This is a genomic window from Clavibacter zhangzhiyongii (assembly GCF_014775655.1).
In the GTDB taxonomy this organism is placed as follows: Bacteria; Actinomycetota; Actinomycetes; order Actinomycetales; family Microbacteriaceae; genus Clavibacter; species Clavibacter zhangzhiyongii.
Genome location: NZ_CP061274.1, coordinates 2290220 through 2316441, shown reverse-complemented (window position 1 = coordinate 2316441; position 26222 = coordinate 2290220). Strand labels below are relative to the sequence as shown.

Annotated in this window: 23 protein-coding genes; 17 read left to right on the top strand and 6 right to left on the bottom strand. The window is 74.4% G+C overall.

All coding sequences use genetic code 11. From position 1 onward, the window contains the following. Positions 1-4: 4 nt before the first annotated feature. Both H9X71_RS10965 and gabT read right to left on the bottom strand, forming a co-directional pair. A complete protein-coding gene (locus tag H9X71_RS10965) occupies positions 5-1015 on the bottom strand; it encodes an asparaginase (RefSeq protein WP_191147126.1) in 1011 nt (336 codons plus the stop codon). Beyond that, on the bottom strand, positions 1015-2430 hold the full coding sequence (gabT, locus tag H9X71_RS10960) for a 4-aminobutyrate--2-oxoglutarate transaminase (protein ID WP_244961589.1): 1416 nt from the start codon (positions 2428-2430) through the stop codon (positions 1015-1017). The genes H9X71_RS10965 and gabT overlap by 1 nt, the downstream gene beginning before the upstream one ends. Positions 2431-2501: 71 nt before the next feature. Here gabT and H9X71_RS10955 point away from each other — a divergent pair, with 71 nt between their 5' ends. From H9X71_RS10955 to H9X71_RS10945, 3 genes are all read left to right on the top strand, one after another. After that, positions 2502-2978, top strand: a complete 477-nt coding sequence (locus H9X71_RS10955) for an OsmC family protein (RefSeq protein WP_191147125.1) — start codon at positions 2502-2504, stop codon at positions 2976-2978. 143 nt (positions 2979-3121) lie between these two features. Continuing rightward, the gene (locus H9X71_RS10950) at positions 3122-4129 is read left to right on the top strand and encodes an FKBP-type peptidyl-prolyl cis-trans isomerase (protein WP_244961587.1); all 1008 of its coding nucleotides are present in this window, start codon (positions 3122-3124) and stop codon (positions 4127-4129) included. Between the two features lie 8 nt (positions 4130-4137). Continuing rightward, entirely contained in the window at positions 4138-5220 is a 1083-nt protein-coding gene (locus tag H9X71_RS10945) for a 1-deoxy-D-xylulose-5-phosphate reductoisomerase (RefSeq protein ID WP_191147123.1), read from the top strand. 176 nt (positions 5221-5396) lie between these two features. Here the strand turns inward: H9X71_RS10945 and H9X71_RS10940 are convergent, their stop codons facing one another. Then, positions 5397-6038 carry a hypothetical protein gene (locus H9X71_RS10940; RefSeq protein ID WP_244961585.1) on the bottom strand — a complete coding sequence of 214 codons (642 nt, stop codon included), beginning with the start codon at positions 6036-6038 and terminating at the stop codon, positions 5397-5399. Beyond that, positions 6035-7279 carry a serine/threonine-protein kinase gene (locus H9X71_RS10935; RefSeq protein WP_191147122.1) on the bottom strand — a complete coding sequence of 415 codons (1245 nt, stop codon included), beginning with the start codon at positions 7277-7279 and terminating at the stop codon, positions 6035-6037. The genes H9X71_RS10940 and H9X71_RS10935 overlap by 4 nt, the downstream gene beginning before the upstream one ends. Positions 7280-7402: 123 nt before the next feature. Here H9X71_RS10935 and H9X71_RS10930 point away from each other — a divergent pair, with 123 nt between their 5' ends. From H9X71_RS10930 to rbfA, 10 genes are all read left to right on the top strand, one after another. Then, positions 7403-8827, top strand: coding sequence for a M50 family metallopeptidase (locus tag H9X71_RS10930; RefSeq protein WP_191147121.1), 1425 nt, complete (start codon positions 7403-7405; stop codon positions 8825-8827). Between the two features lie 67 nt (positions 8828-8894). Next, entirely contained in the window at positions 8895-10040 is a 1146-nt protein-coding gene (ispG, locus tag H9X71_RS10925) for a flavodoxin-dependent (E)-4-hydroxy-3-methylbut-2-enyl-diphosphate synthase (protein ID WP_172403766.1), read from the top strand. Positions 10041-10146: 106 nt separating this feature from the next. Continuing rightward, on the top strand, positions 10147-11178 hold the full coding sequence (locus H9X71_RS10920) for a 3-oxoacyl-ACP synthase III (protein ID WP_191147120.1): 1032 nt from the start codon (positions 10147-10149) through the stop codon (positions 11176-11178). Between the two features lie 7 nt (positions 11179-11185). After that, the gene (locus H9X71_RS10915; RefSeq protein WP_244961583.1) at positions 11186-13870 is read left to right on the top strand and encodes an alpha/beta fold hydrolase; all 2685 of its coding nucleotides are present in this window, start codon (positions 11186-11188) and stop codon (positions 13868-13870) included. Then, positions 13867-14880: an NAD-dependent epimerase/dehydratase family protein gene (locus H9X71_RS10910; RefSeq protein WP_191147119.1), complete on the top strand. Its 1014-nt coding sequence runs from the start codon at positions 13867-13869 to the stop codon at positions 14878-14880. Before H9X71_RS10915 ends, H9X71_RS10910 begins: the two co-directional genes overlap by 4 nt. Positions 14881-14931: 51 nt before the next feature. Further along, positions 14932-16704 carry a proline--tRNA ligase gene (locus H9X71_RS10905; protein WP_191147118.1) on the top strand — a complete coding sequence of 591 codons (1773 nt, stop codon included), beginning with the start codon at positions 14932-14934 and terminating at the stop codon, positions 16702-16704. 85 nt (positions 16705-16789) lie between these two features. Further along, positions 16790-17797, top strand: a complete 1008-nt coding sequence (gene nusA, locus H9X71_RS10900) for a transcription termination factor NusA (RefSeq protein ID WP_191147117.1) — start codon at positions 16790-16792, stop codon at positions 17795-17797. A gap of 50 nt (positions 17798-17847) precedes the next feature. Further along, a complete protein-coding gene (locus H9X71_RS10895) occupies positions 17848-18141 on the top strand; it encodes a YlxR family protein (RefSeq protein WP_191147116.1) in 294 nt (97 codons plus the stop codon). Positions 18142-18237: 96 nt separating this feature from the next. Next, positions 18238-21069, top strand: coding sequence for a translation initiation factor IF-2 (gene infB / locus H9X71_RS10890; protein ID WP_191147115.1), 2832 nt, complete (start codon positions 18238-18240; stop codon positions 21067-21069). A gap of 124 nt (positions 21070-21193) precedes the next feature. After that, positions 21194-21703: a 30S ribosome-binding factor RbfA gene (gene rbfA, locus H9X71_RS10885; protein WP_191147114.1), complete on the top strand. Its 510-nt coding sequence runs from the start codon at positions 21194-21196 to the stop codon at positions 21701-21703. A 72-nt stretch (positions 21704-21775) separates the two neighbouring features. Here the strand turns inward: rbfA and H9X71_RS10880 are convergent, their stop codons facing one another. Next, positions 21776-22654, bottom strand: a complete 879-nt coding sequence (locus tag H9X71_RS10880) for an A/G-specific adenine glycosylase (protein WP_191147113.1) — start codon at positions 22652-22654, stop codon at positions 21776-21778. 38 nt (positions 22655-22692) lie between these two features. Between H9X71_RS10880 and H9X71_RS10875 the strand changes: the two genes are divergently transcribed. Then, positions 22693-23262: a nucleoside/nucleotide kinase family protein gene (locus H9X71_RS10875; protein WP_191147112.1), complete on the top strand. Its 570-nt coding sequence runs from the start codon at positions 22693-22695 to the stop codon at positions 23260-23262. Between the two features lie 52 nt (positions 23263-23314). Here the strand turns inward: H9X71_RS10875 and H9X71_RS10870 are convergent, their stop codons facing one another. Continuing rightward, on the bottom strand, positions 23315-24310 hold the full coding sequence (locus H9X71_RS10870; RefSeq protein WP_191147111.1) for a ketopantoate reductase family protein: 996 nt from the start codon (positions 24308-24310) through the stop codon (positions 23315-23317). 86 nt (positions 24311-24396) lie between these two features. Between H9X71_RS10870 and truB the strand changes: the two genes are divergently transcribed. The 3 genes from truB to H9X71_RS10855 are packed head-to-tail and all read left to right on the top strand — an operon-like array spanning position 24397 to position 26221. Then, the gene (gene truB / locus H9X71_RS10865) at positions 24397-25356 is read left to right on the top strand and encodes a tRNA pseudouridine(55) synthase TruB (RefSeq protein WP_191147110.1); all 960 of its coding nucleotides are present in this window, start codon (positions 24397-24399) and stop codon (positions 25354-25356) included. Then, positions 25353-25721 carry a hypothetical protein gene (locus tag H9X71_RS10860; RefSeq protein WP_191147109.1) on the top strand — a complete coding sequence of 123 codons (369 nt, stop codon included), beginning with the start codon at positions 25353-25355 and terminating at the stop codon, positions 25719-25721. The genes truB and H9X71_RS10860 overlap by 4 nt, the downstream gene beginning before the upstream one ends. Positions 25722-25759: 38 nt before the next feature. Next, the gene (locus H9X71_RS10855; protein WP_191147108.1) at positions 25760-26221 is read left to right on the top strand and encodes a hypothetical protein; all 462 of its coding nucleotides are present in this window, start codon (positions 25760-25762) and stop codon (positions 26219-26221) included. Position 26222: the final 1 nt, after the last annotated feature.

Genomic DNA, 26222 nt, shown 5'->3' with positions numbered 1-26222 from the left:
CGCCTCAGCCGAGCAGCGTCGGCGACACCCGGATCTCGCCCACGGGCACCCCGCCGCCGAGCACCACGAGGTCGAGCTCGGGGCGCACGCGCTCCACGTCGTCCCGCGTGATCGCACCCGCCTCGGCGAGCAGCTCGAGCGCCACGATCGTGGACGCCCGCAGGCTCCCGTCGAGCGTCTTCGAGGCCACGGTGGTGCCGTCGGGCGCGGTCATGATCATGATCCCCTCGGCTCCGCCCTTGGCGAAGAGCCCGAGCCGCTCGATCACGACGGTGTTGGCGCGGCCGGGGCCGTCGATGGCCCAGCCCTGCGCCCGCACGGCCGCCGTGAGCGCCGCCGCGTGGCGGTACAGCGCGAAGGGCGAGCCGGGCGCGGAGGTCGCGATGCGGTGGATCCCGCGCGCGAGCGCCGTGAGCGACATCGCGTGCACGGGCGCGCCGCAGCCGTCGATGCCCGTCGTCGCGATCCGCTCGCCCGTGAAGCGCTCCACGACGTCGCGGATCCGCACCTGCAGCGGGTGGTCCGGGTGCAGGTAGTCCTCGGTCGACCAGCCGTTGGTCGTGCAGGCCAGCAGCATCGCGGCGTGCTTGCCGGAGCAGTTCATGTGGACGGGCGACGCGGGGATCGCCGCGCGCACGAGCTCGTCGCGCGCGGCCCGGTCGAGCGGCCAGTCGGCGGGGCAGCGGAGGGCGGACTCGTCGAGCCCGGCCTTCGCGAGGATCCCGCGCACCACCTCCACGTGCCGGGCGGTCGCGGCGTGGCTGGCCGTGGCGAGCACGTGCTCCTCCTCGGTCAGCTCCGCGCCGCTCGCGAGCACCGCGAGGGCCTGGAACGGCTTCATGCTCGAGCGCGGGAACACGGGAGCGGCCACGTCCCCGACCTCGCGCAGCACCTCGCCCGCGCCCGACAGCACGACGGCCGCGCCGATGTGGCGCGACTCCACGAAGCCGCTGCGGTCGAGCACCGCGAGCTCCACGGCGCCCTGGACGGGGATCGTCTCGACGGTCGTCCCCATCAGAGCGCCCGGAACGCGTCGGCGATCACGCCGAGGGCGTCGTCGAGCAGCTCCTCGGAGATCGCGAGGCTCGGCAGGAAGCGGAGGACGTTGCCGTACGTGCCCGCCGTGAGGATGATCACGCCGTGCGCGTGGCAGTGCGCCGCGATGGCCGCCACCGCCTCGGCGTTCGGCTCCTTGGTGGTGGATCCGGTGCCCGGCTGCACGAGCTCGATCGCGGTCATCGCGCCGATGCCGCGCACGTCGCCGATGATGTCGTGCTCCGCCTGCAGCGCGGTGAGCGCGCGGTGGAGGTGGTCGCCGATCCGCGTCGCCTCGGCGAGCAGGCCGTGCGCCTCGATCGCCTCGAACACGGCGACGGCCGCCGCGGCCGCGACGGGGTTGCCGCCGAACGTGCCGCCGAGCCCGCCGGGGAGCGCGGAGTCCATGATCTCGGCGCGGCCGGTCACCCCCGCGAGCGGCAGTCCGCCCGCGATGCCCTTGGCGGTGAGCACGAGGTCGGGCACGAGACCCAGGTGCTCGCTCGCGAAGAAGCGGCCGGTGCGGGCGAGGCCCGACTGGATCTCGTCGGCGATGAACACCACGCCGTTCGCCGTGCACCACTCCTGCAGCGCCGGCAGGAAGCCGTCGGCCGGCACCATGAAGCCGCCCTCGCCCTGGATGGGCTCGGCGACCACGCACGCGAGGTCCGTCGCGCCGATGCGCTTCTCGAGGTACGAGATCGTGCGGGCCGCGGCCTCGGCGCCCGAGAGGCCGTCGTGATACGGGTACGAGCTCGGCGCGTGGTAGACGTCGCCGGCGAACGGGCCGAAGCCCGTGCCGTAGGGCGACGCCTTGTAGTTCATCGCCATCGTGAGGTTGGTGCGGCCGTGGTAGCCGTGGTCGAGCACCGCCACCGCGCGGCGGCCCGTGTGCTTGCGCGCGATCTTCACGCCGTTCTCCACGGCCTCCGCGCCCGAGTTCACGAGCACCGTGCGCTTCTCGTGCGTGCCGGGCGTGTGCTCCGCGAGCAGCTCCGCCACGCGCACGTACTCCTCGTAGGGCGTCACGGTGAAGAGCGTGTGGATCACGTCGCCGAGCTGCTCGGTCGCCGCGTCCACGACCTCCTGGCGCGTGTGGCCCACGGTGGTCACGCCGATCCCGGCGCCCAGGTCGATGAAGCGGTTGCCGTCCACGTCCTCGACGACCGCGCCGTGGGCGCGCGCGATGTAGACGGGCAGCAGCGACGAGACCCCGGGCGGCACCACGCGCTTCCGGCGCTCATGCAGCTCGCGGGAGAGCGGGCCCGGGATCTCCGTCACGATGCGTCGTTCCTGCGGCACCTGCGGGCGCGCGTCGCGGGCGGACGCGGCGGGGGAGTCGGAGGCGGAGCCGGCGGGGGTGCCGACGCGGGCGGAGTCCAGGGTGTCTGTCATGATCCGGCGAGTTTACCCGCGCGGGCAGCCGGATCCGGGAGGGTCGCGGCCCCGTTCGCTAGCGTGATCCCATGCAGATCGAGCACCGGTACGCCCTGTCCCTCGAGTGGACGGGCGACCGCGGATCCGGCACGTCCGACTACCGCTCCTACGGCCGCGACCACGTCGTGCGCGCCGCGGGCAAGCCCGACCTCCTGGGGTCCGCAGACCGCCCCTTCCGCGGCGACGTCGACCGCTGGAACCCCGAGGAGACCCTCATCTCCGCGCTCGCCCAGTGCCACCTGCTCAGCTACCTGCACGCCGCGGCCATGGCCGGCGTCGTCGTGGTCGGCTACAGCGACGCGCCCACCGGCACCATGCGGCAGACCGACGACGGGGGCGGGCACTTCGTCGAGGTCACGCTGCGGCCCGTCGTCACGGTGCGGGATCCGGCGCACGTCGAGCTGGCCACCTCGCTGCACCAGGGCGCGTCCGAGCGCTGCTTCATCGCCGCGAGCGTGGCCTTCCCCGTGCACCACGAGCCGAGCACCGTGGTCGCCGCCGCCTGACCCGCGGTCGCGATCCCCGCGCACCGCCCGCCGCGCCCCGCCCCGCCCGGAGCCTGTCAGCGCGTCCCCGGCCACGTCGGGCAGACTGTCCCGGTCCCTCCCACAAACCTGGTGCGTCCGCCGCGCCGATGAAAGCGACTCCCGTGAAGCGACGCATCCCCCTCACCCTGGCCGCGGCCGCCGTCCTGGCGCTGTCCGCCTGCTCCGGCAGCGGCACGCCGGACGCCGACCCGTCCGCCAGCCCGACGGCCGGCGCGCGCACCGCGGGCGCCTCCTGCATCGACACGCCCTCGGGCGAGGCGTCGAAGTCAGTCAAGGTCTCCGGCGACTTCGGCACCGCCCCCGAGGTCACGGTCGACGGACCGCTGAAGGTCGACACGACCGAGCGCACGGTGGTCACCGAGGGCGACGGCGCCGAGGTCGGCGCGGGCGCCACCGCCAACATCGCGCTCGCCGCCTACAACGGCACGTCCGGCGAGGCCATCTCGCAGCTCGCCTACAACGCGGACGCCCCGCTGCCCGCGAGCCTCGACGACAGCGCGCTCGTCCCTGGCGTCGTCCGCGCCGTCGAGTGCACCACGGTCGGCTCGCGCATCGTCGCCGTCGTCCCGGCCGCCGACGGCTTCGCCGCCGAGCAGTCCTCGCAGCTCGGCCTCGGCGCCGACGACCCCATCGTCATCGTGGTCGACGTGCTGAGCCAGGTGCCCACGCGCGCCGACGGCGCCGACCAGCCCGCGCCCGAGGGCTTCCCCGCGGTGTCGCTCGGCGACGACGGCGCCCCCACCATCACGATCCCCGACGCGGCGCCGCCGACCGAGACCAAGATCGCCGACCTCAAGGTCGGCGACGGCGAGACGGTCACCGACGGCGCGAACGTCACCGTGCAGTACACGGGCATCAACTGGAACACCAAGAAGGTCTTCGACTCGAGCTGGGAGAAGGGCGGCAAGCCCGTCTCATTCCCGACGAGCGGCGTCATCCCGGGCTTCTCGAAGGCGCTCGTGGGCCAGAAGGTCGGCTCGCAGGTCATCGCGGTCATCCCGCCCGCCGACGGCTACGGCGACAAGGGCCAGGGCGACGACATCGGCGGCACCGACACGATCGTGTTCGTCGTCGACATCCTCGGCACCCAGTCCGCCCCGGCCCAGTAGGAGCAGCCGTGCGCCGCGTCATCGTCCTCGGATCCACCGGGTCCATCGGCGTGCAGGCCCTCGAGGTCATCGCGCGCCACCCGGAGCTCTTCGAGGTGGTCGGGCTCGGCGCCGGCAGCAAGCGCGAGGCGCTCGCCGAGCAGGCGCGCGTCGCCGGCGTGGAGCACACGGCGCTCGGCGCCGACGAGGCCGAGCAGCTCATCCGCTCGGTCGACGCGGACGTGGTGCTCAACGGCATCACCGGATCCGTGGGGCTCGGCCCCACGCTCGCCGCGCTGGAGGAGGGCCGCACGCTCGCCCTCGCCAACAAGGAGTCGCTCATCGTCGGCGGCGAGCTGGTGCGGTCCCTCGCGGCGCCCGGCCAGCTCGTCCCCGTCGACTCCGAGCACTCGGCCATCGCGCAGGCCCTCCGCGGCGGCACGGCCGAGGAGGTGCGCCGCCTCGTGGTCACCGCGTCGGGCGGGCCGTTCCGCGGCCGCACCCGCGCGGAGCTCGAGCACGTCACGCCGCGCGAGGCGCTCGCCCACCCCACGTGGGACATGGGCCTCGTCATCACGACGAACTCCTCGACGCTCGTCAACAAGGGCCTCGAGGTCATCGAGGCGCACCTGCTCTTCGACGTGCCGTACGACCGCATCGACGTGGTCGTGCACCCGCAGTCGCTCGTGCACTCCATGGTCGAGTTCATCGACGGGTCCACCCTCGCGCAGGCCTCGCCGCCGGACATGCGGCTCCCCATCGCGCTGGGCCTGAACTGGCCGCACCGCATGCACGACGTCGGCGTCCCCATCGACTGGACGAAGGCGGCCACCTGGACCTTCGAGCCGCTCGACGACGAGGCGTTCCCCGCCGTCCTCCTGGCCAAGCAGGTCGGCGCGGCCGGATCCACCTACCCGGCCGTCTACAACGCCGCGAACGAGCAGGCCGTGCAGGCCTTCCACGCGGGTCGCGCCGGCTTCCTCGACATCGTCGACACCATCCGCCGCGTCGTCGACGCCCACGCGCCCGCCTCGGGGGCGCTCACGCGCGAGTCGCTCGCGGAGGCGGAGCGCTGGGCGCGCGCCGAAGCCGACCGCGTGCTCGGCGCCTGACCCGACCGAGGGGTTCCGCACCGGAACCGTCGCGTCGGAGCCGTCGCGCACGGGGCGGAGAAGCCGCTAGCGGGTAGCCGGTAGTCGGCATCCGGATCTCCGCTGGCGGAGCCGCCGATCGCCACGGACGCGCATCCGCTCACCCGGGCACGGGCCGAGCGGGAGCGCGCTCCGGCTCAGCCGTCGGCGTTCCCGTTCCCGTTGCCGGATCCGTTCCCCGACCCGTTGCTCCCGGACCCGCCGTTCCCGTTCCCGCCGCCGTTGCCGGATCCGCCGTTCCCGTTCCCGTTGCCGTTCCCGCCGCCCTGGCCGGGCGTCGGCGCCGGGCTCGGCGTCGGCGCGGGCGACTTCGTCGGCGTGGGGGTCGGGCTGGGCGTGGGCGTGGGGGACGGCGCCGGCGTGCGCGAGGGCGTGGGGGAGCTGCTCGGGGTCGGCGTCGGGGTGGGCGTGGGCGTCGGCGTGGAGCCGGCCGCGTCGCGGGCCGCCTCGAGCTGCGCCTTCACCGCGTCGATCCGCGCGATGACCTCGTCGTGCCGGGCCTGGTCGACGGTCCCGGCGGCGAGGTCCGCCTCGACCGCGCCGCGCAGCTCCTCGAGCTGCGCGAGCGCCTTGGCGTAGTCGCCGTCCTTCGATGACTCGGTGACCGCGAGCGTGCGCTGCTGCAGGTCGTCGAGCGCGCGGTCGGCGGGGGTCGACGGACCGGCGCAGCCGGCCAGCAGGAGCAGGGCGGTGGTGGCGGTCGCGAGGCCCACGGCGGCGCGGCCGCGGAGGGAGCGACGGCCGGGTGCGCCGGCGGAGTGGGTCGATGTGCGGATCACGGGGCGTCCTCCACGCTCTTCTGCAGCTCCTCGAGGCTGGCGCCGAGGGGTCCGGGGACGGACGGGTAGTTGGTGTCGCGGTCCGAGAAGGACTGGAAGGTCACGACGCCGACCACGGCGGCCGCGGCGATGAGCACGGAGACGACGGCGATGCTGAGGGCGCGGGCGCCGCGGCGTCGCGCGGGCTCGCGGCCCGCGACGGTCGGTTCGGCGGTCGCCGACGTGCCCGTCGGGTCGTCGAGGGGCGCGCCCGGCGGGGGAGCGAAGCGCTCGGTCCGGGCGTCCCGGTCGGCGAAGGGCGCCGCGGCAGCTGCGGCGGCGGGCGCGGCGGCGGTGGAAGCGGCTGCGGCCGGCATCACGCGCGTCGACGCGGCGGTCGGCTCGTCCACGGTCGAGGTGGGCGCCCGTCCGGTCCGCAGCTCCGCGGCGACCTCGCGCGCGGTCGGCCGGGATCTCGGATCGCGCCGCGTCATGCGGGAGAGGAGGTCGACCCAGGCGCTGCCGAGGCGGGCCGGGATCTCGGGGTCGCGCACGACGCGCGCCATGGTCGACTCGGCGGCGGTGCCCGGGAAGGTGCGGCGGCCGGTGAGGCACTCGAGGAGCACGAGGCCGAGCGCGTACACGTCGGTCGGCGCGCCCACCTGCTCGCCGAGCGCCTGCTCGGGGCTGAGGTAGCTGACGGTCCCGATGATGGATCCGGTGGAGGTGAGGCGCGTGCCGTCTACGAGCCGCGCGATCCCGAAGTCGGTGAGCTTCGCGGCGGCCGGCTCGTCGTCCTCCGGGTGGGCGAGGAGCACGTTGGCGGGCTTCACGTCGCGGTGCACGACGCCGCGGCGGTGGATGTAGCCGAGCGCGTCCGCGAGGATCCCGCCGATGCGCGCGACCTCGGGCCCGGGCAGCGGCCCCTCCTTCATGCGGTCGGCGAGGGTGGTGCCGTCGACGATCTCCATCACGATGAAGGCGAGCGCGCGGTCGGCGACCACGTCGTCGCCCACGTCGAAGAGCGTCACGAGGCCGGGGTGGCTGAGCCCCGCGAGCATCCGCACCTCGCCCTCCTGGCGCTCGACCTCGCCGGGATCGGCGGAGTCGGTCGCGAAGACCTTCACGGCGACCTCGCGGCCGAGCGTCTCGTCGGCGGCGCGGTAGACGGTGGCCATCCCGCCGCGGCCGAGCAGGCCGCTGATGCGGTACCGGCCGGCCAGCAGCGTGCCGGCGAGGCCGTCGGTCCGTTCTCCGGGCATGGGGGCACCTCTCGTCACGGGACCCCCAGCCTAGCCGGGGGGCGCCGGGCGCCGTCCGGGGACGCCCGCCGATCCGCACCACGACGGCGTCCTGCCAGGGTGCGGGCGGTAGCCTCTCCGACCATGGACGGCGTCTTCCTCTACATCCTCGGGGTGCTCATCATCGTGGTCGGCGTCGCCGTGTCCATCGGCCTCCACGAGGTCGGGCACCTCGTGCCCGCCAAGCTGTTCGGCGTCCGCGTCACGCAGTACATGATCGGCTTCGGCCCGACGATCTTCAGCCGCCGCAGGGGCGAGACCGAGTACGGCGTGAAGGCCATCCCGCTCGGCGGCTACATCTCCATGATCGGCATGTTCCCGCCGCAGAGCTCGCGCGCCGGCACGAGCAGCACCGGCATCGCGCAGCTCGTCGGGCCCGACACCCGCCGCGGCGCCGCCGACGCCGCGGGCCCGGCCGCCCCCGACGCCGACGACCGCGCCGGCCGCGGCTTCTTCGACCTCCTCGTGCAGGACGCCCGCCAGGCCAGCGCCGAGAGCATCGGCGACGACGAGGACCGCGCCTTCTACAAGCTGTCCGTGCCGAAGCGCATGGTCATCATGCTGGGCGGGCCCGCGATGAACTTCCTCCTCGCGATCCTGCTGTTCGCCGTGGTCCTCTGCGGCTTCGGCGTCACGACGCCCACCACCACGGTCGGCCAGGTGAACGCGTGCATCGTGCCCGCAGGATCCACCGCGTCCGCCGATCCCGCCACCTGCCCCGCCGGCGCCCCCGCCGCCCCGGGCGCCGCGGCCGGCCTCGAGCCCGGCGACACGATCGTGAGCATCGACGGCACCCCGATCACCGCGTGGGACCAGGTCACGGGCACCGTGCAGGTGTCCGCGGGCCGGGAGCTCGACGTGGTCGTGGAGCGCGACGGCGCACGTCAGACGCTCGCCATCACGCCCGTCCTCACGGAGCAGGCGGTCATCGGCCAGCGCGGCGCGCCCGAGGTCGACGAGCAGGGCCGGCCGGTCACGCGCGAGGTCGGGCTCATCGGCTTCAGCCCCACGCAGGCGGTGCAGCGGCAGCCGCTCTCGGCCGCGTTCACCACCACGGGCGAGAACATGGCGGCCGTCGGCAACCTCATCCTGAACCTCCCGCAGCGGCTCGTCGACGTCGGCCGCGCGGCCTTCGGCGGCGGGGAGCGCGACCCCAACGGCCCGATGAGCGTGGTCGGCGTCGGCCGCGTCGCCGGCGAGATCGCGAGCCTCGACGAGACGCCCGTCGCCTCCCGCGCCTCCGCGATGATCGGCCTCGTCGCCTCGCTCAACGTGGCGCTCGGCATGATCAACCTCCTGCCGCTCCTGCCGCTCGACGGCGGGCACGTGCTCGGCGCCGTCGTGGAGGGCGTCCGCCGCTTCCTCGCCAAGGTGCTCGGCCGCCGCGATCCCGGGCCCGTCGACGTCGCGAAGCTCATGCCCCTGACGTTCGTGGTCGTGATCCTCTTCGGCGCCATGAGCGCGCTGCTGATCTTCGCCGACCTGGTGAACCCCGTCCGCCTCACCTGACCGCCCGTCGCGCCGCTCGCGCCCCCGACGCACCGGGCGCGCAGGAATCGGACGTAGGCTCGTACCCGTGCCAGCAGTCAATCTCGGAATGCCGAAGGTCCCTGAGGTCCTCGCGCCCCGTCGCAAGACCCGTCAGATCAGCGTCGGCAAGGTGAAGGTGGGCGGCGACGCCCAGGTCAGCGTCCAGTCGATGACGACCACGCAGACGACCAACATCAACGCCACGCTCCAGCAGATCGCCGAGCTCACGGCCACCGGCTGCGACATCGTGCGCGTCGCGGTGCCGCACCAGGACGACGCGGACGTGCTGCACATCCTGGCGAAGAAGAGCCAGATCCCGATCATCGCGGACATCCACTTCCAGCCCCGCTACGTCTTCACGGCCATCGACGCCGGCGTCGGCGCGGTGCGCGTGAACCCGGGCAACATCCGCAAGTTCGACGACCAGGTCGGCGCCATCGCGAAGGCCGCCAAGGCCGCCGGCACCTCCATCCGCATCGGCGTCAACGCCGGATCCCTGCACCCGAGCCTGCTGCAGAAGTACGGCAAGGCCACGCCCGAGGCGCTCGTCGAGTCCGCCGTCTGGGAGGCGAGCCTCTTCGAGGAGCACGACTTCCACGACTTCAAGATCTCGGTCAAGCACAACGACCCCGTCATCATGGTCAAGGCCTACCGCCTGCTCGCCGAGCGCGGCGACTGGCCCCTCCACCTCGGCGTCACCGAGGCCGGCCCCGCGTTCCAGGGCACGATCAAGAGCGCCACGGCGTTCGGCATCCTGCTCTCCGAGGGCATCGGCGACACCATCCGCGTCTCCCTCTCCGCGCCTCCCGCGGAGGAGGTGAAGGTGGGCCTGCAGATCCTGCAGTCGCTCAACCTCCGCGAGCGCAAGCTCGAGATCGTCTCCTGCCCGAGCTGCGGCCGCGCCCAGGTCGACGTCTACTCGCTGGCCGAGCAGGTCACCGAGGGGCTCAAGCACGTCAACGTGCCGCTGCGCGTCGCCGTCATGGGCTGCGTCGTCAACGGTCCCGGCGAGGCCCGCGAGGCCGAGCTCGGCGTCGCGTCCGGCAACGGCCGCGGGCAGATCTTCGTGAAGGGCGAGGTCATCAAGACCGTGCCCGAGGCCGAGATCGTCCAGACGCTCATCGAGGAGGCCAACCGCCTCGCCGCGGAGATGCCCGCCGGATCCATCGGCAGCCCCGAGATCCTCGTCTAGACCCCCTTCTCCCCACCCGCCCGCACCGGCGGCGTGCGTCCGCGCGCGCCGTCCGCGCGTAGGCTCTGCTAGTCGTCCGCCCGGCGGATCGCCCCACGAACTGAGGATGCTGTTGAACGGTAACGCCACTTTCCGGCATCGGAACACCTCGCTGCTGGGTCTCGCCAGCGTCCTCGCCCCGCACACCGTGACCTCGGCGGAGATCGACGACCGGCTGAAGCCCGTCCTCGCGCGCCTGCGCCTCCCCACGGGCCTGCTGCAGCGCGTCGCGGGCGTGCTCGAGCGCCGCAACTGGGACGCCGGGATGTCGTTCGACGCCGCCGCGACGCAGGCGGGGAAGAAGGCGCTGGCCGAGGCGGGCGTCGACGCGTCGCAGATCGGCCTGCTCATCAACACGTCGGTCACGCGGGCGCACCTGGAGCCGAGCGTCGCGGTCAGCATCCACAACGGGCTCGGCCTGCCGTCGTCCGCGCTCAACTTCGACATCGCCAACGCGTGCCTCGGCTTCGTCAACGCCATGACGCTCGCGGGCCACCTCATCGACTCGGGCCAGATCGACTACGCGATGATCGTCGACGGCGAGGACGCCGGCGAGATCCGCCACAACACGGTCGCGCGCCTGCTCCGCCCCGAGACCACGCGCGCCGACTTCCTCAGCGAGTTCCCGAGCCTCACGCTGGGCGCGGGCGCCGCGGCGGCCGTCCTCGGGCGCACGAGCGACCACCCCGAGGGGCACCGGATCCTCGGCGGCGTCACGCGCGCGGCCACGCAGCACCACGAGCTCTGCATCGGCGACGTCGACGGCATGTTCACCGACACGAAGGAGCTCCTCCGCGGTGGCATGGAGCTCGTCGTCGCCGCGTGGAAGGAGGCCGCCCAGGACGACTGGGAGTGGTCGGACATGGACCGCTACATCCTCCACCAGGTCTCCGACGTGCACACCAACGCCATCGTCAAGGCCGCGAAGCTCGACAAGTCGCGCGTGCCGCTGACCTACCCGCGCTACGGCAACGTCGGCCCCGCGAGCATCCCGATCACGCTCGCCGACCAGGCCGACAGCCTCAGCCGCGGCGACCGCGTGCTCTGCATGGGCGTGGGCTCCGGCCTCAACACGGCCATGACCGAGATCCTCTGGTAGCGGCGCCGTGACGCGCGAGGGCCGCACCAGCGCGGCGACCGTCCCCGTGCCCGGCCCCGACGGGTGCCCGCTGCCCGGCCTCGACCCCGCCTGGTCGCGCATCGTGCGGGCCGGGGGCCACGGCTGGCACCTGCTCGACACGGGGGAACGGCTGGCTGCCACGGGCGCGCCCGTCGCCGGCACGATCCTCTGCGTGCACGGCAACCCGACGTGGTCCTACCTCTGGCGGCGCATCGCGGCGGAGTCGCTCGCGCGCGCCGAGCGGGATCCGTCTGCACCGGCCTGGCGCGTGGTCGCCGTCGACCAGCTCGACATGGGCTTCTCGGAGCGCACGGGCGAGGCGCGCACGCTGCCGACGCGGCTCGACGACCTGCAGGCCCTCACGGACGAGCTCGGGCTCTCCGGATCCGGCGCCACCGGTCCCGTCCTCACGCTCGGCCACGACTGGGGCGGCGTCGTCAGCCTCGGCTGGGCGCTCCGCAACCGCGACGTGCTCGCCGGGGTCATGGCGCTCAACACGGCCGTGCACCAGGAGGAGGGCGTGCCCATCCCGTGGCCGCTGCGGCTCGCGCTCGCCACGGGGATCCACGACGCCGCCACGCGCGGCACGCCCGGGTTCCTCGCCACGACGCTCGCCCTCGCGCACCCGCCGCTCGACCCGGCCGTCCGCCGCGCGTTCGCCGCGCCGTACCGGGGCGCCGACCGCCGCGCCGGGATCCGCGGCTTCGTCGCCGACATCCCGGTCGGCCCCGCGCACCCCAGCCACGCGACGCTCACCTCCATCGCGGATGGCCTCCGCGAGCTCGACCTGCCGGCCCTGTTCGTCTGGGGCCCGCGCGACCCGATCTTCTCCGACGTCTACCTCTCCGACCTCCTCGAGCGCCTGCCGCACGCCGACGTGCACCGCGTCGAGGGCGCCGGCCACCTCGTCGCCGAGGACCACGACTACGCATCCGCCGCGCTCGACTGGCTCGCGGACCGCATGGTGCCCGGATCCGCCCGCGCCGCCGTGCGCGCGCCCGCGCCCGCGGTCGCTGCCGCCGCCGCGCCCGTCCGCCCGCTCGGCGCCCTGCTCGAGGAGCTCCGCGACAGCGACGCCGCCGTGCTCGTCGAGATGGCCCCGCGCGGCGGCGGCGGTCCGCGCACCGTCTCCTGGCGCCTGCTCTCCCGCCGCGTCCGCGAGGTCGCCGCCGGCCTCCACGCCCGCGGCCTGCGGGCAGGCGACCGCGTCTCGCTCCTCGTGCCGCCCGGCGCCGACCTCACGGCCCTCCTCTACGCGTGCCTGCGCATCGGCGCGATCGTCGTGGTCGCCGACGCGGGGCTCGGCGCGAAGGGCCTCGGGCGCGCGGTCGCCGGATCCCGGCCCGACATGGTCGTCGCCATCCCCGCCGGCCTCGCGCTCGCGCGCACCCTCGGCTGGCCGGGGGAGCGGATCTCCGTCACCACCCTCGCGCCGCCCGTCGCCCGCGCGCTCGGCGTCGCCGCGAGCCTCCCGGAGGTCGCGCGCGACGGCCGCGCGCAGGTGCTGCCGCCCGAGCCCGCGGCCGACGATGACGCCGCGATCCTCTTCACCTCGGGATCCACCGGCCCCGCCAAGGGCGTCGTCTACACGCACCGGCAGCTGGCCGCCCTCCGCGACACCCTCGGCTCCCGCTTCGACGTGGGCGTCGGCACGGGCCTCGTCGCCGGCTTCGCGCCGTTCGCGCTGCTCGGGCCCGCGCTCGGCGCCACGAGCGTCACGCCCGACATGGACGTGACCCGGCCGCGCGACCTCACCGCCTCCGCGCTGGCCGCCGCGGCGCGTGCCGCGGACGCCACGGTCGTCTTCGCGTCGCCCGCCGCCCTCGCCAACGTCGTCGCCACCGCGGACGTGCTGACGGCCGACGACCGCGCCGCGCTCGGCCGCGTCCGCTCCCTGCTCTCCGCCGGCGCGCCCCTGTCCGAGGCGCTGCTCACGCGCGCCGCCGCGCTCGTGCCCGCCGCCGAGGTGCACACGCCGTACGGCATGACCGAGGGCCTGCTGCTCACCGACGTGACGCTCGGGGGGATCCGCGACGCCGCCCGCCGCGGCGACGCCGGCGTCTGCGTCGGCGCCCCCGTCGACCCCGTGGACATCCGCATCAGCCCGCTCGACGCCGACGGCGCCGCGACCGGCGCGCTCACGTCCGAGCCGGGCGTCACGGGCGAGATCGTCGCCGCGGCGCCGCACGTCCACGAGCGCTACGACCGCCTGCACGTCACCGACCGGGCCGCGCGCCGCGACTCCGCCGACGGGATCCGCCGCCACCGCACGGGCGACGTCGGCCACCTCGACGCGACCGGTGCCCTCTGGGTCGAGGGCCGGATGCCGCACGTGATCACCACGGCCGACGGCGTGCTCACGCCCGTCGGCCCCGAGCAGCGCGCCGAGTCCGCCCCGGGCGTGTCCCGCGCCGCGGCCGTGGGCGTCGGGCCCGCGGGCGTGCAGCAGCTCGTCCTCGTGGTCGAGACGACGCCCGCCGCCCGTCGCGTCGGGCTCGCGGCCCCGGACCTCGCAGCCGCCGTGCGCGCCGCGGTCGGCGTCCCGGTCGCCGCGGTGATCGTCGTCCCCGTCCTGCCGACCGACGTCCGCCACAACTCCAAGGTCGACCGCGCGCGCCTCGGCCGCTGGGCCGCCGGGATCCTCTCGGGCGGCCGGATGACCGCGCCGTGATCGTCCTCGTCACGGGCGCGAGCGGCATGCTCGGGCGCGCGGTCGCCGAGCGCCTGTCCGCCGCGGGCCACGCCGTCCGCACCTTCCAGCGCCAGCCGTCCGGCCTCGCGTCGAGCGGCGCCGAGCCCGTCCCCGGCGTCGTCGTCGACCTCCGCGGCAGCATCGCGGATCCGGCGGCCGTCGCCCGCGCGGTCGCCGGCGTCGACGCCGTCGTGCACCTCGCCGCCAAGGTCTCGCTCGCGGGCGACCCGGCCGACTTCCGCGCCGTGAACGTGGAGGGGACGCGCTCGCTCCTCGACGCCGCACGCGCGGCCGGCGCGACGCGGTTCGTCCACGTCTCCTCGCCCTCGGTCGCGCACACCGGCCTCTCGATCACGGGCGACGGCGCCGGACCCGCGGATCCCGTCCGCGCGCGCGGGGACTACGCCCGCACCAAGGCCGAGGGCGAGCTCGTCGCCCTGGCCGCGGACGGCCCGGCGATGCGCGTGCTCGCCGTCCGCCCGCACCTCGTCTGGGGCCCGGGCGACACGCAGCTCGTCGCCCGCATCGTCGACCGCGCCGCCCGCGGCCGCCTCCCGCTCCTCGGCCACGGCGCCGCCCTCATCGACACGGTGTACCGCGACAACGCCGCCGACGCGATCGTCGCCGCGCTCGACGCCGCCGACACCGCGCACGGCCGCGCCTACGTCGTCACCAACGGCGAGCCGCGGCCGGTCGCCGAGCTGCTCGCCGGGATGTGCCGGGCCGCCGGCGTCCCCGCGCCCCGCCTCCGCGTCCCCGCCGCCCTCGCCCGCGCCGCCGGGGGAGCGGTGGAGCGCGTCTGGGCCGTGCGCCCCGGATCCGACGAGCCGCCCATGACCCGCTTCCTCGCCGAGCAGCTCTCCACCGCGCACTGGTTCGACCAGCGCGAGACCCGCCGCGCCCTCGCCTGGACCCCCGCGGTGACGCTCGACGAGGGCTTCGAGCGCCTGCGTCTCTCCTACGCCGCGGGCGCATCCGCCGCGCGCTGACCGCCCCCGCGCGGGCCGGACCGCCGCGCCCGGATCGCTAGGCTGTGTCGGGTGTCCACACGCCTCTCCAAGCTCTTCGTCCGCACCCTCCGGGAAGACCCCGTCGACGCCGAGGTGGCCAGCCACCGCCTCCTCGTGCGCGCCGGCTACATCCGCCGCCAGGCCCCCGGCATCTTCGCCTGGCTGCCGCTCGGCCTCCGGGTCAAGAACAAGGTCGAGGCCATCGTCCGCGAGGAGATGGAGCGCATCGGCGCCCAGGAGGTGCACTTCCCCGCGCTGCTCCCCGCCGAGCCGTACCAGGCCACCGGCCGCTACGACGAGTACGGCCCCGGGATGTTCCGCCTCGAGGACCGCAAGCGCGCGCCCATGGTGCTGGCGCCCACGCACGAGGAGTTCTTCGCGCTGCTGGTGAAGGACCTCTACTCGAGCTACAAGGACCTGCCCCTGTCGATCTACCAGATCCAGGACAAGTACCGCGACGAGGCCCGCCCCCGCGCCGGCATCCTGCGCGGCCGCGAGTTCACGATGAAGGACGCCTACTCCTTCGACGTCACCGACGAGGCCCTGTCCGTCAGCTACCAGGCCCAGCGCGACGCCTACGAGCGGATCTTCCAGCGCCTCGGCCTCGAGTACGTCATCGTCGCCGCCGACGCGGGCGCGATGGGCGGCTCCAAGAGCGAGGAGTTCCTGCACCCCACGCCCATCGGCGAGGACACCTTCGTGCGGTCGGCCGGCGGGTACGCGGCCAACGTCGAGGCGTTCACGACGCTCGTGCCGGAGTCGATCCCCATCGAGGGCCAGCCCGCGGCACGCGTCTTCGACTCGCCGGACACCCCCACCATCGCCACCCTCGTCGACCTCGCGAACGCGCGGGAGCCCCGCGAGGACGGCCGCGCCTGGACGGCGGCGGACACGCTGAAGAACATCGTCCTCGCGCTCACCCACCTCGACGGCACGCGCGAGCTCGTCGTCGTCGGGATCCCCGGCGACCGCGACATCGACCTCAAGCGCGCCGAGGTGGCCTTCTTCCCCGCCGAGGTCGAGCCCGCCACCGCCGCGGACCTCGCGAAGCACCCCGGCCTCGTCACCGGCTACATCGGCCCGTGGTCGGCCGAGGGCCCCGTGCTCGGATCCACGTCGAGCACGGGGGTGCGCTACGTGGTCGACCCCCGCGTGGTCGACGGCACCGCGTGGATCACCGGCGCCAACGTCGCCGGGAAGCACGTGCTCTCGCTCGTCGCGGGCCGCGACTTCACCTACGACGGCGCCGTCGAGGCCGCCGACGTGCGCGACGGCGACCCCGCGCCCGACGGATCCGGCCCCATCAGCGCGGGCCGCGGCACCGAGATCGGCCACGTCTTCGAGCTCGGCCGCAAGTACGCGGAGGCGCTCGGCCTCAAGGTGCTCGACGAGAACGGCAAGCTCGTCACGGTCACCATGGGCTCGTACGGCATCGGCATCACGCGGAACCTGGCGCTCGTCGCCGAGGCCACGCAGGACGGCCGCGGACTCCTGTGGCCCGCGTCCATCAGCCCGTTCGACGTGCACGTGGTGATGACGGGCAAGGACGAGGGCGTCAGGACGGCCAGCGAGGAGCTCGTCGACGCGCTCGACGCCGCGGGTCTCGACGTGCTCTTCGACGACCGCCCCAAGGTGTCGCCCGGCGTCAAGTTCGGCGACGCCGAGCTCATCGGCGTGCCGACCATCGTCATCGTCGGCCGCGGCGCCGCCGACGGAATGGCCGAGCTCTGGGATCGCCGCACGGACGAGCGCACCCCGGTGGCGCTCGCGGACGTCGTGGGCGCGCTCACCGCCGACCGCTGACCCCGCCCGCAGCACCCCTCGGGGCTGCCCGACCCCTCCCGGTCGGGTAGCCTCGTATCCTTCCAACCGAATAGAGGAGTGGCCCATGGACATCGACCTGAGCGTCTTGCGCATGATGGAGCGCGAGCGCGAGATCCCGTTCGAGGAGCTCGTCTCGATCATCGAGCAGGCCATCCTCACCGCCTACCTCAAGCACACCGACCAGGCCGACGCCAAGCCGGTCGCCGACGGCGTGCCCCCCGCCCGCGTGCACCTCGACCGGAAGTCCGGCCACGTCTCCGTGCACGTCCCCGAGCTCGACGAGGACGGCCTCGTCATCGGCGAGTCGGAGGACAGCCCGAGCGACTTCGGCCGCATCGCCGCCTTCGCCGCCAAGCAGGTCATCAACCAGCGTCTCCGCGACATCGGCGACGACCGCATCCTCGGCGAGTTCAAGGGCCGCGAGGGCGACATCGTCGCGGGCATCGTGCAGCAGGGCCCGAACCCCCGCATGATCCACGTCGACCTCGGCACCATCGAGGCGATCCTCCCGCCCGAGGAGCAGGTGCCGGGCGAGAAGTACGTGCACGGCTCGCGCCTGCGCGTCTACGTCACGAGCGTCTCGCGCGGCGCGAAGGGCCCGCAGATCACGGTCTCGCGCACGCACCCGTCGCTCGTCCGCAAGCTGTTCGCGCTCGAGGTGCCGGAGATCGCGCAGGGCCTGGTGGAGATCGTCTCGCTCGCCCGCGAGGCCGGCCACCGCACCAAGATCGCCGTGCGCGCGACCGAGCCCGGCATCAACGCCAAGGGCGCCTGCATCGGCGAGCTGGGGCAGCGCGTCCGCGCGGTCACGGCCGAGCTGAACGACGAGAAGATCGACATCGTCGACTACTCCGAGTCGCTCCCCGTCTTCGTCGGCAACGCGCTCTCGCCCGCCCGGGTCACGAGCTCGTTCGTCATCGACCAGGCCACCAAGGCCGTCCGCGCGCTCGTGCCGGACTACCAGCTGTCGCTCGCCATCGGCAAGGAGGGCCAGAACGCCCGACTCGCCGCGAAGCTCACGGGCGCGAAGATCGACATCCAGCCCGACAGCATCCTCGAGGGCGACGACTGAGCGCCGCCCGTCGGGACCCGTCCTCGCCGCCGCCGGAGGGAGGGGGTAGTATGGAGCCGGTAAGAACGTGCGTCGGCTGTCGTCGGCGTGCCCCGAGGTCCGCTCTCCAGCGGATCGTCGCCGATCCCCCCACCCGATCCCTCGTCCTCGACGAGCGCGCGGTGATGGCCGGCAGGGGCGCGTGGATCCATCCGACCATCGAGTGCATCGATCGAGCGATCGCACGGCGCGCCTTCGGGCGGGCCCTGCGGAGCGAGGCGACGCTCGACCCCGCAGCTCTTGGGGGACTACGAGAGCGGCTCGCGGCCCAGCCGAGCGCGCGAGCATCCGAGAGAACAGGCTGAACGGCACATGGACAACTAATGAGCGGCTCGAAATGAGATCCGTCCAGCACTAGCGGTCCCCTCCTGCCTGGGAGAGGACCCCCAGACAGGAGAACAGTGGCAAAACCACGCGTACACGAGATCGCCGCCGAGATCGGCGTCGACAGCAAGACCGCACTCGCCAAGCTCAAGGAGATGGGCGAGTTCGTCAAGGGACCGTCGTCGAGCATCGAGCCCCCCGTGGCCCGCAAGCTCAAGGCGGCGCTCGAGGCAGCCGGCCTCACCGGACAGGCCGCGGCACCCGCCGCGACGCCGTCGTCCGCCCCGCGGCCCGGCGCCCGCTCGTCGGCCCCGAAGCCCGGCGGCCGTCCCACCCCCGGCCCGCAGCCCACGGCCCCCGTCGCCGACGCCCCCGAGGCGTCCGACGTGCCCGCCCCCGCTGCACCGCTGACCGTCGCGGAGCGCCAGGCCCAGGCCGAGGCGAACCGCAAGGCCGCCGCGGACGAGAAGGCGCAGGCCGAGAGGTCGGCCCCGTCGGCCGCCCCCGAGGCTCCCGCCGCCGAGGCCCCGAGCGCCCCGCGCCCGGATGCCGGCAGCGCGCCGACGCCCGCGAGCAGCATCCCGCGTCCCGGGATCCCGCGTCCCGCGGCCCCGCGTCCCGGCAACAACCCCTTCGCGAGCAACCAGGGCATGGGCACCAAGCCCCGCCCCGGGAACAACCCGTTTGCGAGCAACCAGGGCATGGGCCAGCGCCCCGCCGCGGGAGCCGCAGGCCCCCGTCCGGCCGCTCCCCGTCCCGGTTCCCCCCGCCCCGGCGCCCCGCGTCCCGGCGGCGTCGGCCAGGGTGCTCGCCCGGCCGGCTTCGGCCAGCGTCCCGCGGGTGCGGGTCGTCCCGGCGGAGCCCCCGGCGGAGCGGGTCGCCCCGGCGCCCCCGCAGCCGGCGGCTTCCAGCGTCCGGCCGGCGGCTTCGCCGGTCGTCCCGGCGGCGGCGGCCGTGGTCGCGGCCCCGGCGGCGGCACCGCGGGTGCCTTCGGGCGCGGCGGCGGCAAGAGCAAGTCGCGCAAGTCGAAGCGGACGAAGAGGGCCGAGTTCGAGCTGCGCGAGGCCCCGTCGCTGGGTGGCGTCAGCGTCCCCCGCGGCGACGGCAACACGGTCGTCCGCCTGCGTCGCGGCGCGTCCATCTCGGACTTCGCCGACAAGATCGACGCGAGCCCCGGCAACCTGGTGACCGTGCTGTTCCACCTCGGTGAGATGGCCACGGCGACCGAGTCGCTCGACGAGGCCACCTTCGAGGTGCTCGGCACGGAGCTCGGCTACAAGATCCAGGTCGTCTCCCCCGAGGACGAGGACCGCGAGCTGCTCGAGGGCTTCGACATCGACCTCGACCAGGAGCTCGAGGACGAGGACGACGACGTGCTGGAGATCCGGCCGCCCGTCGTCACCGTCATGGGCCACGTCGACCACGGCAAGACGCGCTTGCTCGACGCCATCCGCAACGCCAACGTCATCGAGGGCGAAGCGGGCGGCATCACGCAGCACATCGGCGCGTACCAGGTCTGGGCGCCGCACGAGGGCTACGAGCGCGCCATCACCTTCATCGACACCCCGGGCCACGAGGCGTTCACCGCCATGCGCGCCCGCGGTGCCCAGGTCACCGACATCGCGATCCTCGTGGTCGCGGCCGACGACGGCATCATGCCGCAGACGGTGGAGGCCCTGAACCACGCCCAGGCGGCGAACGTGCCGATCGTGGTCGCGGTCAACAAGGTCGACAAGGAGGGGGCCAACCCCGCCAAGGTCCGCCAGCAGCTCACCGAGTACGGACTGGTCGCCGAGGAGTACGGCGGAGACGTCATGTTCGTCGACGTCTCGGCGCTCACCGGCAAGGGCGTGAACGACCTCCTCGAGGCCGTCCTGCTCACCGCCGACGCCGGGCTCGACCTGCGCAGCAACCCGAACAAGGACGCGCGCGGCGTGGCCATCGAGGCCCGCCTCGACAAGGGCCGCGGTGCGGTCGCGACCGTGCTCATCCAGTCGGGCACGCTCCGCGTGGGCGACGCCATCGTGGCGGGCACGGCCTACGGCCGCGTCCGGGCGATGATGGACGAGAACGGCGACCCGGTCCACGAGGCCTACCCGTCGCGTCCCGTCCAGGTCCAGGGCCTCTCGTCGGTCCCCGGCGCGGGCGACACCTTCCTCGTCACCGAGGAGGACCGCACCGCCCGTCAGATCGCCGAGAAGCGCGAGGCCGTCGAGCGCAACGCCCAGCTGGCCAAGGCCCGCAAGCGGATCAGCCTCGAGGACTTCACGCGTGCGCTGGAGGAGGGCAAGGTCGAGTCGCTCAACCTCATCATCAAGGGCGACGTGTCCGGTGCCGTCGAGGCGCTGGAGGAGTCGCTCATGAAGATCGAGGTGGACGACTCCGTGCAGCTGCGGATCATCCACCGCGGCGTCGGAGCGGTCACCGAGAGCGACGTCAACCTGGCGACGATCGACAACGCGATCATCATCGGGTTCAACGTCCGCCCCGACCCGAAGGCCCGCGCCCGCGCGGCTCGCGAGGGTGTCGACATCCGCTTCTACAGCGTCATCTACTCGGCGCTCGAGGAGATCGAGTCGAGCCTCACGGGCATGCTCAAGCCCGAGTTCGAGGAGGTGCAGTCCGGCGTCGCCGAGATCCGCGAGGTGTTCCGCTCCTCCAAGTTCGGCAACATCGCGGGTGTCATCGTGCGCTCCGGCACCATCACCAGGAACGCCAAGGCGCGGGTCATCCGCGACGGCGTGGTGGTGGGCGACAACCTCGCCATCGAGTCGCTGCGACGGTTCAAGGACGACGTCTCCGAGGTCCGCACGGACTTCGAGGCGGGCATCGGCCTCGGCAAGTTCAACGACATCCAGATCGGCGACGAGATCGAGACGATCGAGATGAAGGAGAAGCCGCGGGTCTGACCCCGGCCGATCCGGGCCCCGCTCCCCACCAGGGGAGCGGGGCCCTCCCCGTCCCGCCCTGTGCGGGACACCAGCACGACGCCGGGGCTCGCCCGGCCGCATCCGTCACGGAAGGACGTCGACCATGGTCGATCACGCGAGGGCCCGGAAGATGGCCGACCGCATCAAGGAGATCGTCGCGCGCAAGCTCGACCGGGGGATCAAGGACCCGCGCCTCGGCTTCGTGACCGTCACCGACGTGCGCGTCACGGGCGACCTGCAGCACGCCAGCATCTTCTACACGGTCTACGGCACCGACGAGGAGCGCGCCGACACGGCCGCCGCCCTCAAGTCCGCCACCGGCATGCTGCGCAGCGAGGTGGGCAAGAACATCACCGCGCGCCTCACGCCGTCGCTCGAGTTCATCCTCGACGGCGTGCCCGAGAACGCAGCCGCGATCGACGCCCTCCTCGAGGAGGCGCGCCGTCGCGACGCCGACGTGCACACGCAGGCGAAGGCCGGCGTGTACGCGGGCGACGAGGACCCGTACGTCAAGCCGCGCGTGATCGCGGACGAGGACGACGAGGACGAGGACGAGGACGACGACGAAGACCTCGGCGACCCGACGGCGCCGGGGTACGCACCCGCGCACTGACGCGTCCGCGCCGGGCGCACGAGGGGACCCGCGTCGAGCGACGCGGGTCCCCTCCGGCCGTCCCGGCCCGGGTCAGCCCGGCAGGGAGTAGGTGCCGTCCGGCTGCCGCACGGCGAGCCCGTCGGCGAGGAGCCCGTCGAGCGCGCGCCCCCGCTGCACCGGCTCCGGCCAGGCCGTCGCGAGGTCGGCCGCGGACACGGGGGAGTGGCTCGACCGCAGCTCCGCCAGCAGGAGCCCGCGGACCTGCCGGTCGGATCCCTCGTAGCGCTTCTGCACGACGCGCGCCGGCCCGTCGTAGGCCGGGTAGCCGGCCGCGCGCCACGCGCACAGGTCGCGGACGGGGCAGTCGTCGCAGCGCGGCGCGCGGGCCGTGCAGACCACGGCGCCCAGCTCCATCGCGCCCGCGTTGAAGACGCGCGCCTCGGCCACGTCGTCGGGCAGCTGCGCCGCCATCGCCGCGAGGTCGGCCGCCGTGCGCGCGGGGCCGGGATCGCCCTGGCCGGCGACCGCTCGGGCGAGCACGCGGCGCACGTTGACGTCGACGACCGGGTGCCGGTGCCCGAAGGCGAACGCGGCGACCGCGCGGGCCGTGTACGGGCCGACGCCCGGGAGGTCGAGCAGGGCGTCGACGTCCTCGGGCACCTCGCCGCCGTGCCGCTCGACGATCTCGACGGCGCACGCGTGCAGGTTGAGCGCGCGCCTGGGGTAGCCGAGGCGACCCCAGGCGCGGACGGCCTCGCTCGCGGGCGTGGAGGCGAGGGCGGCGGGCACGGGCCAGCGGGCGAGCCACTCCTCGAGCCGCGGGATCACCCGCACCACGGGGGTCTGCTGCAGCATGAACTCGCTGACGAGGATGCCCCACGAGCCGAACCCCTCGCGCCGCCACGGCAGGTCGCGCGCGTTCTCCCGGAACCAGCCGGTGACGAGCGGGGCCAGGGGCGTCTGCGGCATCCGGCCAGCGTACGAGACGGGAGCCTAGGCTCGGATCCATGCCCCTGTACCGCGCCTCCCGCGCCGAGGTCCTGTCCTCGCTCGCCGACGAGTTCCTGCACAACTACGGCCGAGGACGCGCCTTCCTCGCGGTCGACGGCGGACCGCTCGCCGACCCGGTCGCGTTCGCGCACGACCTCGCCGACGTCCTGCGCACCGAGGGCCGCGGCGCGTACGTCGCCGCGGCGGCCGACTTCGCGGCGCCCGACGGCGGGGACGTGGACGCTGACGCCCTCCGCGACGCGCTGGTCCGGCCCTTCCGGAAGGCCGGCGGCGGCTTCGCCCTCCGCCCGGACGCGGATCCCGTCGTGGACGCCCCCGCCGACGCCGTGCTCCTCGTGGCGGGCGACGCCCTCCAGGCGCCCGAGCTGCGCGGCCTCTGGAACGCCGTGGTCTACCTGCTGCTGCCCGACGAGCCGCTCGCGACCTCGGGCGGTGACGCCGGATCCGCCGCGCAGGAGGCGCACGCGCGCTACATCCGCCAGGTCAACCCGCGCCGGGCGGCGACCATGATCGTCGACGTCACCGACCCCGAGCTGCCGCGCCGCGTCTTCGCCGACAGCTGCTGAGCGCCGCCGACCGGACGGGATCGGGACCGGACGACCGGGCGCACCTCGACGGTCAGCGCGGGATGAGCCGCACGAGCTCCGCGGGCGAGATGTGCCGTCCGCTCGCCTCGACGCCGTGCACCAGCTGGACGAGCGCGGCGTTGACCCGCGCGTCCTCCCCGGCCCCCGGGGCGAGGGCCGCGACGGCGCCGTTGAGGTGGTCCACCTCGGTGGGGCGGTCGCGGCGGATGCTCTGCAGGGTCGACCCCGGGTTCGGCACCTGGCCCATGCCGCGCGCGAGCGACGCGGGCAGGCGGTCGGCGAGGCCGGGCGGGAGCGACGCGAAGAGGCGGAGGCGCCGGTGGGTGAGCCCGCCGAGCGGCCCGAAGACGACGCCGCGGGCCAGGCCCGTCCGCACGGTCTCCTGCATGGCGCGGGTGACGATGCGCCGCAGGATCGGATCCGCGATGACCGCCTGCACGCTGAGGCCGGTGATGGCGGGCACCGCGTTGATCCCGTTGACGACGAGCTTCGTCCACTGCGCGCCGCGGAAGTCGGCGGCGACGGTGACCGGCATGACGGGATCCAGCACCGTGCGCACGAGCGCGACACCCGGGCCGTCCGGGCCGTCGGCGCTGCCGACGTGCATGCCCGCCGGCGCGGTGACGGTGACGAGCCCCGGCTCGGTGAGTGACGCCGCGACGAGCGCGAGCCCGCCCACGACCTCGGAGCGGGGCAGGGACTCGGCGCCCATGGTCAGCGCCGAGAGGCCGTTCTGCACCACGAGCACGGGGATCCCGCGGAGCCAGCCGGCGTTCTCCGTCATGGCGTCGCGGGCGTCGGCGATCTTGGTCGCGACGATCGCGAGCTCGGGCGGGCGGCCCAGGCGCTCGGCCGCCGCGACGCGCGCGACGTGGTCGCCCCAGCCGCCGGCCAGGCGGAGCCCGCCGTCCTGGATCGCGCGCAGATGCGGACCGCGGGCCGTGACGTCGACCTCGTGCCCGGCGCGCTCCAGCAGCGCCGCGAGGGTCCCCCCGACCGCGCCCGCTCCCAAGACACCGATGCGCACGCGCCCTCCTCCGACCATCCCGATCCTAGGCCGGGCGACCCGAGGCGAGCCGGGCGGCGGTCCGGGCACGGCATGATGGTCAGGCCATGGAAACCCCGACCCCCCGCGCCGCGCCCTCCACCGCGAGCGGCCTCCTCCTCATCGACAAGCGCGGGGAGTGGACGAGCCACGACCTCGTCGCCCGCACCCGCCGCCTCGCCGGCACCCGCAAGGTCGGCCACGCGGGCACGCTCGACCCGATGGCGACCGGCCTCATGATCCTCGGCGTCAACAGCTCCACGCGCCTGCTCACCTACCTCGTCGGCCTCGACAAGGAGTACCTCGCCACCATCCGCCTCGGCCGCGCGACCACGACGGACGACCGCGAGGGCGAGGTCGTCTCGCGCGCCGAGCCGGGCCGGATCCGCGACCTCGCCGTCGCCGACGTGGAGCGCGCCATCGCCGACCTCCGCGGCACCATCTGGCAGGTGCCGAGCGCCGTCAGCGCCATCAAGGTCGACGGCAAGCGCGCCTACGCCCGCGTCCGCGCGGGGGAGGACGTGGAGCTCGCCGCGCGCGAGGTCACCGTCGCCGCCTTCGACGTGCTGCGCTTCGACGCGGTGGAGCCCGAGGAGGGCGAGGAGGACGGCGCGCAGCTCGACCTCGACGTCCGCATCACCTGCTCCTCCGGCACCTACGTGCGCGCCCTCGCGCGCGACCTCGGCCGCGCGCTCGGCGTCGGCGGCCACCTCACCGCCCTCCGCCGCACGCGCGTCGGCCCCTTCCACGTGGACGACGCCGTCGCGATCGACGACATGGTCGTCGCCGACCGGCTCATCCCGCCGGCCGACGCCGCCGCGCGCCTGTTCGACGTGCTGCACCTCACCGCGCAAGAGGCCGTCGACCTCGGCCACGGCAAGAAGCTGACGACGCCGGACGAGGCGCCCACGGAGGATCCGCTCGCCGCGGTCGCGCCCGACGGCCGGCTCGTGGGCCTGGTCGGCTTCCGCGGCCGCACCGGCACGTCCATCGTCAACTTCCCGGCGGACGACCGGGGCGACTCGTGATCGGCTGGTTCACGGTCGCGCAGATCGCCGTCGCCGTGGTCGCCGGGGTCCTGTGCCTCGTGCTCGGCGCGGTGGGGCGGAAGCCGAGCGACATCACCATGGTGCCGACCGCGCTCGTGGAGGTGCTCCTCGTGGTGCAGCTCGTGGTCGCGATCGTGGCGCCGGCCGTCGGCAACCCGCCGACCGGCAACCTCGTGGAGTACTACGCGTACCTGCTGAGCGGGCTGCTGATCCCGCCGCTCGCGGTCTTCTGGGCGCTCGTGGAGCGCACCCGCTGGAGCACCGTGATCCTGGGCGCCTCGTGCCTGGCGATCGCGATCATGGTCTACCGGATGGACGTCATCTGGAACGTCCAGTCCGCGTGACCGCCGCTTCCCGCGGGTAGGGGATAATCGCAGGTGCCATGACTGACTCCCGCACCTCGCGCATGACCGGCCTCGGACGGGTCCTGGTCTTCTTCTACGGGCTGCTGGCCCTCGCCGCGACGGGCCGGTCGGTCACGCAGATCCTCACCAAGTACGACGAGGCACCCGTCGCGTACGCGCTCTCGGCGCTCGCGGCCGTCGTCTACATCGTCGCGACGATCGCGCTGGTCGCGCCGGCCCGCACGCCCGAGGCCGCGCGTCGCTGGTACCGCATCGCCTTCGCCACCATCGCGTTCGAGCTCGTCGGCGTGCTGGTGGTCGGCACGCTGAGCCTCGTCGACTCCCAGCTCTTCCCGCACGACAGCGTCTGGTCGGTCTACGGCTACGGCTACGTGTTCATCCCGCTGGTGCTGCCCGTGCTCGGCCTCCTGTGGCTGCGCCGCGGCGGCCGCTCGCGGGTGAGCGCCGTGGACGAGCGCCCCGTGCGCGGGGACCGCTGAC